Source organism: Armatimonadota bacterium (assembly GCA_031460175.1).
GTDB lineage: Bacteria > Sysuimicrobiota > Sysuimicrobiia > Sysuimicrobiales > Sysuimicrobiaceae > Sysuimicrobium > Sysuimicrobium tengchongense.
The window spans coordinates 18,933-34,322 of sequence record JAVKGW010000003.1 but is presented as its reverse complement, the minus strand read 5'-3'; the positions used below and the strand labels follow the sequence as shown (position 1 = coordinate 34,322).

Below are 15,390 nucleotides of genomic sequence, written 5' to 3'. Positions count from 1 at the left end.
CGTCCACCACTCCCTCAGTCAGCGCTGGGCTCGCTCATCGCCCGCTACGGCGCCGGCGTGGGCGAGGGGCTGGGCGCAGGCGTGGGCGGGGCCAGAACCCTCGGCAGCCGACGCGGCGTGATGATGAAGACGATCTCCGTGTTGATCTGCTCGGTCCGCTCGCTCCGGAAGAGGGACCCGATGACCGGAATGTCCCCCAGCACCGGGACCTTCACCACCCGCCGGCGTTCCTCGTTCTGGATCAGTCCCGCGAGCACGATGGGGCTCCCCTCCCGAACCCGCAAGGTGGTGGCCGCCTGACGGGTGCGGACGTGCACCAATTGCGGGGTGGGAGGGGCGGCGAGCGAGCTCACGTCCGTGAGGATCCGGAGGGTGATGTCGCCCTCGGGATTGATCTTCGGGGTGATGTTGAGCCGCACCCCCACCTCGATGGTGCGGGTGACCGCGATGGCCTGTCCCTGGGGGCCCGTGCCGGGGAGGGTGATCTCGATGCGGTCGCCCACCAGAACCGTGGCCGGCTGGCCGTCCCGGGTCACGACCCGGGGGGTCGCCATGACCCGGGCCCGGTTCTGTTCCAGGAGCAACCGCAGGATGGCCTGGAAGCTGAGGGGGCCGCGGGTGATGGGGTTGAAGAGAATCTGGCCGGGGTTGGTGGGGAGTTCCTCGAAGGGTAAGGTCAGGGTACTGCTCCACTCCACCCCCAGGTCCTTGAGGTCGCTCAGGTTGATGTCCAGCACGCTGGCCTCGATGAGGAGCTGGTCTCCCGGCACGTCGATCTGGGCCAGGAGCTCCTGGATCATCCGGTGCTGCTCCTCCGTGGCCGTCACCACGAGGGCGTTCTGCCGGTAATCGAAGGTGACGTCCTCCGCCCGCAGCCCCGCGTGCTGGCGAACCAGGGCCGCCAGCGCCGCACCGGGATCCGGCGGTCCCACGGGGGCCAGGATCCGCTCCGCCTCCGTGCCTGCCCGCGGCCGCTCGTCCGCGAAGATCCACTGCAGCCGGTAGACCCGGGTGACCCTGGGCGGAGGTGGGGGGCTCGGCGGAGGGGGAGCGGGCCGGGCCTCCGGGATGTCGAGCCGCCGGATGATCTCCCACACCCGGGCCTGATCCGACCGGGAGGCCACCACGAGCAGGGAGTTCGTAGCCCGGTCCACCGTCACCTGCGTGCGGACGACGACCGGCGTGGGGGCGGGAGTGGGCGTAGGAGGAGGGGTGGGACCCACCTGCACGATGGTGGGAGCCGGAGGGGCTAAGCGCTCCCCGAACAAAAGCGGGGTGATCACCCTCGCCACGTCCTCTGCCCGCGCGTACTGCAGCCGGTAATGGCACACCACCGCCGCCTCCGGCGGCACCTGGTCCGCGGGGACCACCAGTACGTTCCGGTCCACGAGGACGTAGGCGAGCCCGAGCGGCCGCGTGACGAGGTCCAGGGCCTCCCGCAGGGTCACGTTGAGCAGCCGGATGGTCAGCCGCCGCTCCCCGGCTTCCGGGCTCACCACGATGTTCACCCCGGTGATGCGGGCGATAGCGGTCAGGATCACCGCGAGCCGCTCGTTGAGGAAGGAGAGGGTAAACCGGCGCTCGTTCGGGACCCGCGGGGCAGGCCGGGGCTGGAGGTCGTCGAAGCACTCCCGGGTGGGACCGGGAGGGGGGGCCGGTGCGGCAGGCGCCTGTGCCTGCCGAGGGGCCTGGGCCTGCGGCTTTCCGTTAGGGCCGGCCAGGGTGGCGCCGGAGAAAATCACCGCGAGCCGCCTTCCCTCCGACTCCCGCACGAGCCGGACCGAATGTGGCTCCCGGAGCTCCACCGCGAGCCGTACCACGCCGGGCGCCTGCTCTCCCAGCCGCACCTCCCGGACCGAGCCCGAGCCCGGGATGCGCCGGGAACCTCCGGGAAGCTGCACGCCCACGAGATCCACCACCACCAGGGTCGCGGGCTTGCCCGCCCACGAAACCTCCCGGAAGGTGAAGGGTCCGTCCGAGACCACCTCCACGCGCACCGCGCCGTTTGCCTGGCTGATCCGCACGTCCCGGATGGCGTGCAGGATGGGCTGGCGCGCGGGCTCCCCGAAGGCCACGATCACCCCCCTCCGGTCCTGCGCAGGCCGCACCTGCACCACCCGGGGCTCCCGGAGCTCGATGGCCAGGCGAACCGTGGTGGCATCGTGCTGGCTGATCCGGGCCCTCGTGATGGACGGATGCCGCAGGGGGAGGTCTCCGGCGGGAATTCCCAGGATGGCATCCTGCAGGTCGAGCACCACGAGTCCCGCGGGTTTGCCTGCCCAGTCCACCAGCCGGTACTGCACGGGCCCGTTTGCCCGGACCGTAAGTTCCAGGCTTCCCTCCGTGCCCCGGAGGGACACCTCCGTCACCTGGGCGGTCGGGGCGGCGGGAGCGATGGTTCCCACAAGTCCCAGGAGCAGCGTGAGCGTGAGCGCGAGGGCGGATGTGCGTCGTCTCATTGCGCCTCGACCTCCCCCAGATGGAACACATGCTCGAAGGTGCCGCGCTGGACCCGCACGAATTCCGGTTCTACCGCCACGATTCGAAATCCTTCGATCACGTCGCCCACCCGCGCGAAGTAGGTTCGCTGCCCGGCCTGCAGGACCGCCACCCGCACACCGCCCTGGATGACGGTACCCGTGGCCCGGAAGGGCACCGTGGGCCGCGGGGTGGGTGTGGGCCCGGGAAGAGGTACCTGGCCCGGCCTCGGCTCCTCCCCCGGGAAGAACGGCGGCGGGGCAGGAGGAAGCGGGGGTGGAGCGGGCCGCACAGCCGCGCGGGGTGTGGGAGTAGGCGGCCGAGGGACGATGAGCGGGTTAAACGGGTTGGGGCGGCCCACGGGCCGGGCGGGAAGGGCAACCCGAAGCGGCGTCGGAGTTGGCGACGGAGGGGGCTGCGCGGCAGGCGTCCCTTCCGGCGCGGGAGCGGCTACGGGCGGTGGACTGAGGGGGGGCAGGACCTGCGGTCTCGGTCGGGCGGAGATCCTCGTGTAGGCCGCGTAGCCCAACAGGATCACGAGGACTGCCGCGAGATAGGGCAGTAGACGGCCCTGCTGTCCTCTCCCGGGCGAGGTCACGGCCTTGCCTCCGTCTCGGGCAGGACATAGGTGGTGGCCCGCACGGAGAGTTGCAGGACAGGCGCCCTCCCGGGCTGCGGCTGGCCAGCTGGGCTCATCCGCACCTCCGAGAGCACCAGCAGCCGCGGGAAGTTCTGCAGCCGCTGCAGGAAGTCCACCAGGGCCTCGTAGTCTCCCCGAGCGCCCAGCTCCACGGAGAACTGCTGGTAGGCGGGCGCCTGGGGTTCCTGCGGGCGCTGGCCACCGGGCCGCTGCCCCGGCGGGGGAGTGGGAGCCGCGAGGGGGCCCGGTCGGATCAGGGTGATCTGGGCCCGGGACTGCCGCACGGTCTGTTCCAGCTGCACCAGCAACGTTGGGATCTCCCGGGCCGGTGGGAGCTTCGCCTCCAGCTCCGCGAGCCTCCCCCGCACCTCGTTGAACTCCCGCTCTACCTCGGGCCGGGAAGCGACGAGGGTCGCGAGGCGCTGCCGCTCCGCGGTGGCCCGCTGGATCTCCCCCTCAAGCCGTCGGAGCTCCGCCACCCGGGGGAGATACACCAGGTAGTAGAAGCCCACGAGGACCAACAACGCCGCCGCCACCACGAGGAGGATCTGCTCGCGGGGTCTCAGGGTCACTGCGTCTCTCCCGCCGGCGTGGGCTGCGGCCCCCCTGCGAGGGCGCCCGTGAGGGTGAACCTCAGAACGTCCTGGGTGCCGATACGCTGGAGCTCGCTCACCTGCAGGTCCACGTTCTCGAAGTGCGGGGTGCGCTCCAGGTTCACCATGAAGAGGGCGATGGACTCGTTGTCCCGGGCCGTGACCCCCTCGATCTGCACCGCCCGGCCGCCCTGCACCGCGAACAGGGTGATCCAGGAGTCCTGCGGGATGGAGAGGCTGAGGTCCAGGATGGCCTCCGCGGCCGGGATCTGGGAGGCGAAGAACTGCCGGACGAGGGCCTCCCGCCGGCGCAGCCCCTCCACCACCCGCCGCATCCGCTCTACCTCCTGGGCCTCCGGCCGCAGCTGCTCCACCTCCGTCTGCAGTCGCGCCAGCTGAGCGCGGTTCGAGGCCACCCGGACCTGCATCACCACAGCAGCCACCACCAGGACCATCACCAGGGCCGCGAGGGCCCCGAGGCCCACCGTCACGGGCGTGATCCGTCGCCGCCTCCGCTCCGGGGCCAGCAGGTTGATGCGGATGCTCAAGCTTCCAACCCCCTCAGGGCAAGCCCCGTGGCCACCGCGAAGGCCGGGCCCACATCCTGCACCGGCCGCTCGGCGGGGTAGTACCGGAAGACGTCACCCACCTCCACCGGGAGGCCTAACTCGTCCGCGAAGAAGGCCGGGAGATTCGGGATGCGGGCGGTCCCGCCCACCAGCAGCACCTTCCGGATCTCCTGGCCGCCCGACCGCGTCAGGAAGAACTCCGCGGACCGGCGGATCTCCGTCACCACGTCTGCCAGGACCGGGGAGATGGCCTCCGCCACCCGGGCCGCGGTGGGGTCCTCCACGGGTAAGGAACCCACCGGGGCCACCGCCTTCTCCTCCTTCACGATCTCCGCGGCGCCGGGCTCGAGGTCTAGGGCCGCGGCCACCGCCCGGGTGAGGGTGTTGCCGCCCGTCACGAGGGTCCGGGAGAGGTGGAGGCGATCCCCCTGGACGATGAGGATCTCCGTGGTGTCCGCGCCGATGTCCGCCACGAGGATCGGTCCTTCCCTGGCCTCCTCCCGGAAGACACGGGCCAGGGCGAAGGTGGTGACCTCCAGCACCTCGGCCCCGAGCCCCGCCACCTGCAGGGCCCGCACGAAACCCTCCACCACCTCGGCCCGGGCGGCCGCGAAGAGCACGCTGAGCTGCTTGCGGACTCCCTCCCGGACCTCCCCCACCACCTGGTAGTCCACCCGCAGGTCTTCCCCGGCCACGGGCACGTAGCGCTCTGCCTCGAACCGGACCGCGTTGCGGAGCTCCTCCTCCGGCATCTCGGGGACCTGGATCTCCCGCACCACCGCGGCCCGGCTTCCGAGGGCCGTGACCACCCGGCGGTGCCGGATGCCGGCCTCTTCAAGGGTCGCCCGAATGGCCGCGCCGAGCTTCTCGGGGTCTGCCGCCGTCCCTTCCAGCAGCGCCCCCAGAGGGGTGCGGGTACTGCCGAGGCGTGCGATCCGGTAGCCGTCCCGGCCCCGGACGAGCTCCACCACCTTGATGGCGGCGGCGCCGATGTCGAGCCCTACGGGAGTGCGTGCCATGGTTTCCCTGATATGCCGTGACGCATGCTACGTCCCCGCCCCTGCGTGGAGGGCTCCGTCCACTGGGGGGCTTGGGTTCGACGCTTTTCGAAAAAATTCCTGCAAGGCCCAGCTCCGATTTCCGATCCCTCCAGCCGAGGCCGAGCAGCCGTCTACCGGGTTTACCCTGAGCCCCTCAGAACCCGATCTCCCGCCATGAGGTGACCACCACCGCGGACCCTCCGGGGGCGGCCAGGAAGTTGTCCAGGGTGAGGGGGAGGTAGCGGCGCAGATCCGGAACCTGGTAGAGGTCCACGTTCTGCTCGAACACCAGCAGCCGCGAGATCACCGACCCGTAGAGCTGCAGGTTCTTCTGCATGGTGAGGTCGCACCGCTCCGGCGGCAGGCCCGCCTCGCACCCGCTCAGCACCACGAGGTTGATCTCCTGGTTCGCGGGGTTTCCGCTCAGGCCGAACCGCACGCGACCGTGGACCAGCACGGTGAGCAGGTCTCGGGTGGGGAAGGTGGTTTGGGGATAGAACACGCCGCTGCTGGCCCGCCGCTGAGCGCGCAGCATCTCCCGGACGTCGAAGCCGTAGGCCGGGGAAGCGCTGTTGGGGTTGCAGGCCGTACCGGACTCGCAGGCGACCACCAGCAAAGCTCCGTCGTCCGGGCGACAGGGATCGGAATCCCCTGCCGCGGGGTTACAGGCCTGCGTGGGATCGTCATCCACCCGGTAGTCCACGTCCCGCAGCACGGACAGGCTGCCGGGGATGTAAATGACTTGCCCGGCCGCCACGTAGAGCGTCCCCTTTGCCTCGTTGCGGTCGTAGTAGTAGTACGCGGCGCAGTGCCGCAAAACGTCTCCCAAGGACGCGCCGGACGAATGGTTCTTGCACGCATCGACCTTGCCCCGCTTGGGGATGCGCCACTCCTGGGTACCCAGGGTCAGGTTCTGGGTCTGAGTCGAATCCTCAACCCACGACCCGGACCCGCCCGGCGGTTTCAGTACCACGAGCCGTGAGGCCGATCCTGAGGCGTCGAGGTGGTTCGTGTAGCGGTCCCAAAGGCCGGGAAACTCCCGGGTGCAGTTCTCCTCGTTGATGGGCGGTTGCGGGGTTGGGTCCTCCAGTCCCCGGATGCATCTGGTGGCCCGGAAGACGTTTGCCAGGCGGATGTCCGGCACCACTTTATCCTGGAGGAGCTTGTACACCTCCATGGCCCCGCCCCGATCGATGCGCTCCCCCGCGATGTGCACCCCCAACATGGGTTTTTGGGGAGTCCCGATCTGGGCGTTGCCCTGGAGGATCAGGTTGCCGCACACGAAGGTCTGGTTGTCATAAACAGGGTCTTCCGAGTCCCCCGTGGAGACGGGACGGTCGTTCAGCTGCTGGCTGTTCCCCTTGAACTCCCAGTCTCCGCGAACGTAGACGGACCCGTGGATCCGGAAGGTGCCGTTCCCCACGCGGGTGGCGTCCACCCGGAGGGCGGAGTACGAGACGAAGTCCGCGGGCGTCACCCGGTGCACGGTGAACTCGAATCCCCGGCTCGCCCGGCCCACCGTCCCCACCGCCCGGAGCCGGATCTCGTTCGGACCCGAGGTCCCCAGAACGGTGACCGTGTACCGCCCGAAGCTCTGTGCATCCGGTAGGGGAGACGGAGACGCCGCCGAACTTGTCACGCTCTTGGCCGCGCACACGGGCTCAGACGCCCCGCCCGGGGGCGCCGTGGCGCTTGCCGCAATGGCTCCGTACCTGGGATAGGGGACGTCCCGCATGCACTCGCCCCCAAGCAGGTCGTAGAGCACCCCGCCCTCGCACCGGCCCACCGCGTCCCGGCCTCCGGGATCCGCCTCCGCCCAGTTCGCGTCCAGCCGCAAGGACGCGAGGGCCCGGGCTGCGGCCGCATCCGCCACCAGGAACGCCCGGGCGGAGTCCTCCGCGGTCTGGGCGGTGAAGGTCTCCGTGATGGCCGCGGTGACGAGGGCCGCGGTGAACAGCAACAGGACCATCACGGTGATGAGGGCCACCACCAGGGCCATCCCCCGCTCCGGCCCGATCCGGCTGCTTCCCACCCCCCACTTCCGCCTCACGGCAGCACCTCCAGCCTCCGGGTGGCCTGGCTTGCCACCACCAGCTCCTCTCCCAACCGTGGGCTCCACACCCGCACCCGCACCTTCACCCGGAAGATATCGGCGAGTTTCCCCGTCTGGACCGATCCCGAGCAGGTCTCCTGGCCGGCCGTCACCGTGAGGGACTGATCCGGGACCAGCTGGTCGTTCAGGTCGTAGTAGCAGAAGTTGAGGTCCGTGACCGTGACCTCCCCTACTTCCTCCGCGGGGGTAAGCGCCCGGAGCACGGTCCCGCCACCGCCGGTCATCCGCTCCACGAGGCGGTTCCCCTCGAGGGTGTAGTCCAGCCGCTCGAAGGGGCCGCACACCCCTCCCGGGGCCACGTCTGCCAGGAACGCGAACTTCGTGGGCGTGGCTTCTTTGTAAAAGGGAAGACAACCGGCCCACTGCCGCTCGTAGCCCTGTCCAGCGAGTCGGATCCGCCGGATCATCCAGTCCAAAGACGCCCGCCCGGCCTGCTGCACCCCCACCCGGTGCTGGCCCACGGCCCAGGTCCGGGCCATGGCACTGCTGGCCGTAAACAGGGCGCCCAGGGCCACCGCTAGGATCACCACGGCGAGGAGGAGTTCCACCAGCGTCAGGCCCCGCTCGTCCTTCCACATCCTCATCGCCGCACCACGCTCGTCGCCCCTTCCACAAAGGGCACGGGATCCCCCTCCTGGCGGTAGAGCCGCACCCGGGCCCGCATCACCGCGATCACGCAGTTGCTGGGGCATCCCTCCAACCCCTCCACCTCCAGGATCACCTCCGCCTTCTCAAAGCCCGGAGGAAGCGCGCTCTCTCCGGGTTCCTTATTGGTGCGCGTGATGGTGCGTCGGACGGCCGCCCCGGACCGAACCCAGTCCCCGCCCGGGTCGAGGTACTTCTGCGTGAGGTACCCGTAGCCCCGGGAACGTAGGTAATCGAGTTCTCCCTGCAGCCACTGCAGGGCCACCGTCTTCGCCCGCGCCGGATGCTCGGCCTGCTCGGTGCGGGCCGACCCGATCTGGGCCACGGCCCGGGTGACGAGCTGCACGCTCGCCAGCACCACCGCCGCCACGAGCGTGAGGGCTACCACCACCTCCAGCATGGAGAGGCCGGCCCCGCCTTTCACGACCCCCTGCAAACCCCTTCCCCTCACGGACAGGACCCTCCCGGCGGCGGCACCGTCACCAGCCCCGCGGCGTTCACGCAGACGTACCGGACATGCCCTCCGCCCCGCACCGTGACCCGAAATGCCGTGCAGTTGTCTCCGGTGCAGGTGGGGTACACGGTCCCGGATGGGACGAACGCCAGGGCATCGTCCGGGCCGTGCTCCACGGTCACCCCCGTGGGGTACTCCTGGGAACTCAGGAGGACCCCGTAGGCCCGCAGGCCCGAAGCACTGGGGTCGGTGCAATCGAACGAGGCCTCTTGGGGGACCACGTACACCCCCACCCGGCTCTCCTCAAACGCCACGCCCACGCACTTGGCCTCCGCGGACTTCGCCACCGCGGCCTGCTGGGCCACCCGAATGTCCGCGGCGATCTCCCGGGTGGTGTTCTGCACCCGCCGTTCCATCACCACCCGCTGGTAGGCGGGAAAGGCAAGACCCAGCAGGATGGCCAGGATCACCACCACGAAGAGGGTTTCGATCACGGTGAACCCGACCTGCCCGCTCTCCCGCTGCACCGGAGCGTCCCTCATTCCCCCTGCTCCACCCGTTAGCAGAGCAAAACACGTGCCACCCTCCCCGCCTGCAGAGGACGTCTGAATCATCATACCATGTGGCACCGGATTTGCTTTCAACCCGGTGGGAGACCATGGGGCTGAGGCGGCCAATGGATTCCCTACCGGATCACGGGGGGCTTCGGCGCGCGGAGCGCACGCGGGGCCTCCTGCTGGGGGCCCTGGGGTATGCCCTGGGGCTAGGGATCCTCCTGGTGTTCCGCGCCACGGATCAGGCCCGTTTCGCCTGGCGGGACTTCTGGGCCACCGCGGCCTGGACCACGGGGGTCCAGGGGTTTTTGCTCCTCGTGGTGCGTCGGGGGTACGACCGCTTGGTCCGCACCTGGGATCCGCACTTCGTCTACGTCCCCCTCCTGTTCGCCATCGCCCTCCTCACCCGGTACATCGCCCTGGTCCCGGAGGCCCGGACCACCCTCCTGGTGGGCTGGTTCGTCGCCCTTCCCTTCGCCGCAGGGTACGGATCCTTCTGGCCCCTCCTGGGCCTCACGGGGCTCATGGGCGTGGCCTACCTCGCGGCGGTGGTGGGATCCCCGCCCTGGGAGGGCGTGCGCCAGACCGGGATCCGGCCGGCGGCGGAGGTGATGCAGGTCCTGATGCTGGCGGCCGCGGGTGGGATCATGAGCGCCACCCTGGATCGGATGCGCCGGCAGAGGGAGCGGAACCGGGCCCTGCGCCAGGAGCTCGGCCGGCTCAACCGGGTCCTGGCGGAGATGGCCATGACCGATCCCCTCACGGGCCTCCACAATCGCCGCTACCTGGAGGCGGTGATGGCCCAGGAGTGCGCGCGGGCCGGCCGATCCGGGCATCGGTTCGCCCTGGCCCTCCTGGACCTCGACAACTTCAAAACCTACAACGATACCTTCGGGCACCCCGCGGGCGACGACCTTCTCCGGGAGGTGGCGCGGGTCATGCGGGCAAGCCTGCGGGCTGGGGACATAGTTGCCCGGTACGGCGGGGAGGAGTTCGCGGTGATCCTCTTCGACGTGACCGGGGCTCAAGCCCACCGGGTTCTCGAGGGACTCCGGAGGCGGATCGAGGAAGCCACCCGGGAGCCCCTCACCGCCAGCGTGGGCGTGGCCCTCTGCCCGGATCACGGCACGGATCCCGAGGTCCTGGTGCGGCTCGCGGACGAGGCCCTCTACCGAGCCAAGGCCCTTGGGAAGAACCGGACGGAACTGGCGAACTAGGCGTCCTGAGCGTCCGGACCCACAGCCTGCCGCGCCCGCCACCGATCCACCACCTGGAGGAAAGCCTCCACGCAACGGGGATCGAATTGAGAGCCGGCCATATTCCGGATGTGGGCCACCGCCCTCTCGTGGGTCCACGCCCTCCGGTACGGGCGCTCGGAGGTGAGGGCGTCGTAGACGTCTGCCACCGCGAGGATCCGGGCCGAAAGGGGAATGCGCTCTCCGGCCAAGCCCTCGGGATAGCCGCGACCATCGTACCACTCGTGGTGGTACAAGATGGCGGGAAGCTCCCGCCTCAGGGAGGGGATCTGGCGCACGATGTCGTGGCCGATCCGAGGGTGCTGCCGGATGAGGACGTACTCCTCTTCCGTGAGCGGACCCGGCTTGCGGAGGATGTGGTCGGGGATGGCGATCTTTCCGATGTCGTGGATCCGGCCCGCCCTCCCCAGGGACCGGAGAACCTCCGGAGGCAGGTGCATGGCCTCCCCGATGAGCACCGCGAGCTGGGCCACCCGGGCGGAGTGACCGTGCGTGTAGGGATCGCGGGCCTCCATGGCGGCTACGAGGGCAAACACCGCCTCGCTGTAGCCCGACTCGATGCGGTCGATGAGGTCCCCCGCGAACAGCACCTCCAGCAGTCCCCCGAGAGACCCACGGGTGTTGTAGGCCCCTCCGAACCCCACCAGGCAGGAGGCGAAGCCTCCAAGGACGAGCCCGTGGTAGGCCCACCAGCTCAGGGCCCATGTGGGAGAGACCGTCATGGAGACCTGGGCCTCGCCGAGGAACACCAAGCCCGCCGCGAGGGCCGCGTGGGCCGGTAATCCCGCGGTCCGGTAGTCCCGCAGATAGCGCCAGGCGGCCCCTCCGAACAGGAGGACCACGAGGGCGCTCAACGCATCGAACCGCGGGCTCTCCGGAGACGGAGAAGGGGAGGGCATCTCGTAACCACCGTAGGCCTCTGGCGCCGCGTGGGAGGGGGCCGGCCGAGGATGCAGTTCTGCTAGGAACGAACCTGCCCCAAACGCCAGGATGCCCACCACGAACACGGCAAGGAGGATCCCACGGACCCAGAGGAGACGGGCGTTCCAGGCGTTCCCCCAGGGGACCGCGCTCAGGGCGAAGGCCACGGCCCCCACCAGCAGGCTCAGGCGTGCGGCGAGACCCACGGTGGCGTTCGGTCCCACGAGCACGTGGGGAGTGGTGAGGGCGTGGACCAGGAAGAAGCCCGAGATGCTTAAAAACCCCAGCCCCAGCCACAAAGCCCGGGCATCCGCCACCCTCCGGGAGGCCCGCAAAACCGCGGCGGAGAGCCCGAACCCCACGAGGCTCACCAGGGTCACCACGTAGAAGTGCGCCACGGGCGCCTCCACCCGGACATCCCAGCTGGGCTGCGCGACCAGCAGGAGGATGCCTCCGAGGGGACTGGCGACGAGGAGCCCCGCGAGCGCCCTCCGGACGACCTCCCCGGGCACCTGGATCCCCTCTACCCGCGCCTCCACAATCCGCATGCCTTCCTGGGCGGGAGGGAGCAGCAAGAAGCGTGCCAGGAAGTCTACGCCCTGCGGCCGAACACCACGAGGAACATGGGGTTGTGGCCCGCGGCGAGGGGCGAGAAGAAATCCGTGATCTCGTCGTCGTAGAAGGTGAGGGCCGTGGCCCGGAGTCCCAGGGCGTGGGCGAGGAGGTAGACCTTCCCTCCCCGTACCCCGCCCTCGAGCTGCGCCGCCCGGTAACCGCGGCCGCCGAGGGCGTGGAGGATTTCTGGGAGGTTCGCCATCCAGAACACCGCCACCGCGGCCTCCCCGGCCGCGGGCTGTTCTAGGGCCATGTACGCGGCCTCCCCGCGAAACTCCCCGGGCCGGAGGAGCTCCACGGCTTCCCGATCCCGGCGAAAGACGTACGCGCCCGGCGGGAGTCCCTCCACCGCGTGCACGATCAGGAAGGGAACCACGAGCGAGGTGCCGCCCGGGAGGAAATCCGCGGGGACCGCGCCCGTGGCCCGCAAGAGGATCTCCGAGAAGGCCTCGAAGGGGATGGGGATCCGGGAAAACCGGCGGGTGGATCGCCGACGCAGGATCGTCTCCTCGACGGGGACGCCCGGCAGCCGATCCGGGGGCATGCGGCGAAGGGGGTAGAGGGGCCCCGAAGGCTCGCCCAGCGCCACGCCAACCCGAACCCCCCGCCAGATCCGCACTTCCTCCGGGGACCCGAGCGAGGAGGCCGCGTGGGCAGCGAGGACGAGGGGTTCCCGGATCTCCCGGCGCAAGGGGGGATCCACCGCGTATCCCAGGGGCCCCACGGGGCTCGGAGGGGGCGGGGGATCGGTCTGCCCCAGGGCCACCAGGGCCACGGGAAGCTCCTGGTCCGCTTCCAGGTCCAGGAGCCGCACGATCTCTCCATCCACGAACCCCGCGACCACCCGCACCGGGATCCCGTGCGCGGCGGCCACCGCGAGGAGGTGGCTCAGCAGGGTTCCCGAGTCCCAATAGACGTGCCGGTAGGCCCGGGCCCGGTACTTCCAGGCGTTGCGCTGCCACACGCTGGTGAGGATCAGCACCGCCTCGGCCCGTCCCACCGCCTCCAGATCCCCCGCGGCCCGGGCGAGGAGGGCCCGGTGGTCGCCTGCCCGGAGCCGGCGCAGGCTGCGGTCGTGCGGGCTGAAGTGGTACACGCCCGCGGGAAGACCCGGTAGGTCCGCACACACCGGGTAGACCTCGATGTGGTACAGGGCCCCGGTGCAGGGGGCGGCCCGGAAGGTCACCTCCCCGCCCGGATAGCGGCGGGTGCGCAGGATCCCCGCGCTGTAGTGCAGCAGGGCCGCGAGGATGCGGAGGTCGAGGCTTGCCCGGCCCTCGTCTCCGGGCGAGGCCACCGCCTCCACCGCGGGGAGGCTGCTTTTCGGGAGGTCTCCGGGGAGCCGGAGGGGCTCGAGCCCCCGGTAGACCTTCGCGAGACGCGGCTCATTGGACCAGTCCAGCCTCCCCGGAGCGCGCCGGACACTCCAGTAGGAGTGCTTGGTGGCCTCGTGGTAGGCCAGCAGTTCCGCGGACCCGTTGCGCATGGCAACTTCTTCCTTCATTCTGCGTAGGGGGCGGACTTTCCCCCGAGGTCGGGCCACAGGGAGGCGGACCATGCCTCAGGATCCGTTCCGGTTGGGACTCACGTTCGACGACGTCCTGCTGGTGCCCAAGCGCAGCGGGGTGGCCTCCCGCGCGGAGGTGAGCACCCGCACCCGCCTCTGCCGGGGGATCACGCTCGAGATCCCCCTGGTGAGCGCCAACATGGACTCCGTCACGGAGAGCGAGATGGCCATCGCCATGGCCCGGGTGGGCGGGATCGGCATCATCCACCGGTTTTTGCCCATCGAGCAGCAGGCCGCGGAGGTGCGGCGGGTGAAGCGGGCGGAGAGCGTGGTGATCGACCGCCCCTACACCTTCCGGCCACACCAGACCCTCCGGGAGGCGGTGGCCTTTATGGAGGAGCACGGGTCCGCGGGCCTGCTGGTGGTGGACGAGGAGGGAAGGCTGCTCGGCCTAGTGACCGCCCGGGACCTGCTCTTCGAGGAGGACCTGGACCAGCCCATCACCCGGGTGATGACCCCGCGGGAGCGGCTGGTGACCGCACCCCCGGACGTGACCCTGGAGGAGGCCAAGGAGATCCTGCACCGGCACCGGGTGGAGAAGCTGCCGCTCGTGGACAGGGAAGGGAAGCTGCGGGGCCTCATCACCCAGCGGGACATCCAGAGCCGCATGCGCTACCCGCAGGCGACCAAGGACAGCAAGGGCCGGTTGCGGGTGGGCGCCGCGGTGGGAATCCGGGGGGACTACCTCGAGCGGGCCGCGGCCCTCGTGGCGGAGGAGGTGGACGTCCTGGTGGTGGATGTGGCCCACGGGCACAGCGAGGGCGTGCTGCAGGCCCTGGAGCGGCTGCGGGAGGAGCATCCGGGCGTTCCCCTGATCGCGGGCAACGTGGCCACCGCGGAAGGGGCCCGGGACCTGATCCTGGCCGGCGCGGACGCGGTGAAGGTGGGGGTCGGGTCCGGCAGCACCTGCACCACCCGCATCGTGACGGGTGCCGGCGTACCGCAGCTCACCGCCATCCTGGATGCGGCCCGGGCGGCCCGGGAGTACGACGTCCCCGTGATCGCGGACGGCGGCATCCGGAACTCCGGGGACATCACGAAGGCCCTGGCCGCGGGCGCGAGTACCGTGATGCTCGGGAACCTCCTCGCGGGCACGGAGGAGAGCCCCGGCGCGCTCGTGGTGCAGGGGGGCCGGCAGTACAAGCTCTTCCGGGGGATGGCGAGCCTGTGGGCCACGGCCCGCAGGCGCTCCCTGGACCATCCCGTGGAGGAGGAGGAGCTGAGCCAGATCGTGGCGGAGGGGATCGAAGCCCGGGTGCCCTACCGGGGCAAGGTGGCGGACGTGGTCGGGCAGCTCGTGGGCGGGCTGCGGAGCGGAATGAGCTACTGCGGGGCCCGCACCATTGAAGAGCTCCAGCGGAACGCGGAGTTCATCCGGATCACCCCCGCGGGCCTGCGGGAGAGCTACCCGCACGACGTGGAGCCCCTCTAGCCCATGCGGCGGCGCGGCCCTGTTGGCCTGGTGGCCCTCCTCTTGCTCCTGGCCGCCCTGTGGTGGCGGGAGCAGCCGCCGTCTCCCCTCTGCCCGCACCCGCCGCGCCCGGAGGAGGTCCTGGAGGCCACCGTGCGGCACGCGGTGGACGGGGATACGGTGGAAGCCGAGGTCCAGGGCCGGCCGGAGCGGATCCGGCTCATCGGGGTGGATACCCCCGAGATGCGGGATCCCCGCCCGTCCGTCCGGGAGATGGCTCAGCGCGCGGCCCGCTTTACCCGGGACCGGCTCGTGGGCCGGCGGGTGGGGCTGGAGCTGGACGTGGAGCGGCGCGACCGGTACGGACGGCTGTTGAGCTACGTGTGGCTGCAGGACCGGCTCTTCAACCTGGAGCTCCTGGAGTTCGGATACGCACGGCTCTACACGGTGCCCCCGAACGTCCGGTACGTAGACTGGCTCCGGACCTGCCAGCGCCTGGCCCGGGAAGCCCGGAGGGGGCTGTGGGCCCGGTAG

14 protein-coding genes are annotated in these 15,390 nt (G+C 70.6%); 3 read left to right on the top strand and 11 right to left on the bottom strand.

Annotation, left to right across the window (positions count from 1 at the left end; genetic code table 11):
- Nucleotides 1-44: 44 nt before the first annotated feature.
- The 9 genes from QN206_04985 to QN206_04945 form a co-directional block, all read right to left on the bottom strand.
- Complete coding sequence (locus QN206_04985; GenBank protein ID MDR7614160.1) at nucleotides 45-2,459, bottom strand: secretin N-terminal domain-containing protein; 2,415 nt, start codon at nucleotides 2,457-2,459, stop codon at nucleotides 45-47.
- On the bottom strand, nucleotides 2,456-3,076 hold the full coding sequence (locus tag QN206_04980; GenBank protein ID MDR7614159.1) for a hypothetical protein: 621 nt from the start codon (nucleotides 3,074-3,076) through the stop codon (nucleotides 2,456-2,458). Before QN206_04980 ends, QN206_04985 begins: the two co-directional genes overlap by 4 nt.
- Complete coding sequence (gene pilO / locus QN206_04975) at nucleotides 3,073-3,690, bottom strand: type 4a pilus biogenesis protein PilO (GenBank protein ID MDR7614158.1); 618 nt, start codon at nucleotides 3,688-3,690, stop codon at nucleotides 3,073-3,075. The genes QN206_04980 and pilO overlap by 4 nt, the downstream gene beginning before the upstream one ends.
- Nucleotides 3,687-4,259 carry a PilN domain-containing protein gene (locus tag QN206_04970; GenBank protein ID MDR7614157.1) on the bottom strand — a complete coding sequence of 191 codons (573 nt, stop codon included), beginning with the start codon at nucleotides 4,257-4,259 and terminating at the stop codon, nucleotides 3,687-3,689. Before QN206_04970 ends, pilO begins: the two co-directional genes overlap by 4 nt.
- Nucleotides 4,256-5,299 (bottom strand): type IV pilus assembly protein PilM, encoded by a 1,044-nt coding sequence (gene pilM / locus QN206_04965; GenBank protein ID MDR7614156.1) that lies wholly within the window; start codon nucleotides 5,297-5,299, stop codon nucleotides 4,256-4,258. The genes QN206_04970 and pilM overlap by 4 nt, the downstream gene beginning before the upstream one ends.
- 175 nt (nucleotides 5,300-5,474) lie before the next feature.
- The gene (locus tag QN206_04960) at nucleotides 5,475-7,370 is read right to left on the bottom strand and encodes a hypothetical protein (protein MDR7614155.1); all 1,896 of its coding nucleotides are present in this window, start codon (nucleotides 7,368-7,370) and stop codon (nucleotides 5,475-5,477) included.
- Nucleotides 7,367-8,017: a prepilin-type N-terminal cleavage/methylation domain-containing protein gene (locus tag QN206_04955; protein MDR7614154.1), complete on the bottom strand. Its 651-nt coding sequence runs from the start codon at nucleotides 8,015-8,017 to the stop codon at nucleotides 7,367-7,369. Before QN206_04955 ends, QN206_04960 begins: the two co-directional genes overlap by 4 nt.
- Nucleotides 8,014-8,529, bottom strand: coding sequence for a hypothetical protein (locus tag QN206_04950; GenBank protein ID MDR7614153.1), 516 nt, complete (start codon nucleotides 8,527-8,529; stop codon nucleotides 8,014-8,016). Before QN206_04950 ends, QN206_04955 begins: the two co-directional genes overlap by 4 nt.
- Nucleotides 8,526-9,074: a GspH/FimT family pseudopilin gene (locus QN206_04945; protein ID MDR7614152.1), complete on the bottom strand. Its 549-nt coding sequence runs from the start codon at nucleotides 9,072-9,074 to the stop codon at nucleotides 8,526-8,528. The genes QN206_04950 and QN206_04945 overlap by 4 nt, the downstream gene beginning before the upstream one ends.
- Nucleotides 9,075-9,208: 134 nt before the next feature.
- Here QN206_04945 and QN206_04940 point away from each other — a divergent pair, with 134 nt between their 5' ends.
- A complete protein-coding gene (locus QN206_04940) occupies nucleotides 9,209-10,303 on the top strand; it encodes a GGDEF domain-containing protein (GenBank protein MDR7614151.1) in 1,095 nt (364 codons plus the stop codon).
- Here QN206_04940 and QN206_04935 read toward each other — a convergent pair.
- Nucleotides 10,300-11,811 carry an HD domain-containing phosphohydrolase gene (locus QN206_04935; protein MDR7614150.1) on the bottom strand — a complete coding sequence of 504 codons (1,512 nt, stop codon included), beginning with the start codon at nucleotides 11,809-11,811 and terminating at the stop codon, nucleotides 10,300-10,302. The two genes, QN206_04940 and QN206_04935, sit on opposite strands and share 4 nt — an antisense overlap.
- Before the next feature lie 44 nt (nucleotides 11,812-11,855).
- The gene (locus QN206_04930) at nucleotides 11,856-13,364 is read right to left on the bottom strand and encodes a SagB family peptide dehydrogenase (GenBank protein MDR7614149.1); all 1,509 of its coding nucleotides are present in this window, start codon (nucleotides 13,362-13,364) and stop codon (nucleotides 11,856-11,858) included.
- 70 nt (nucleotides 13,365-13,434) lie between these two features.
- Here QN206_04930 and guaB point away from each other — a divergent pair, with 70 nt between their 5' ends.
- Both guaB and QN206_04920 read left to right on the top strand, forming a co-directional pair.
- On the top strand, nucleotides 13,435-14,877 hold the full coding sequence (gene guaB / locus QN206_04925) for an IMP dehydrogenase (GenBank protein ID MDR7614148.1): 1,443 nt from the start codon (nucleotides 13,435-13,437) through the stop codon (nucleotides 14,875-14,877).
- Nucleotides 14,878-14,880: 3 nt separating this feature from the next.
- Entirely contained in the window at nucleotides 14,881-15,390 is a 510-nt protein-coding gene (locus tag QN206_04920) for a thermonuclease family protein (protein MDR7614147.1), read from the top strand.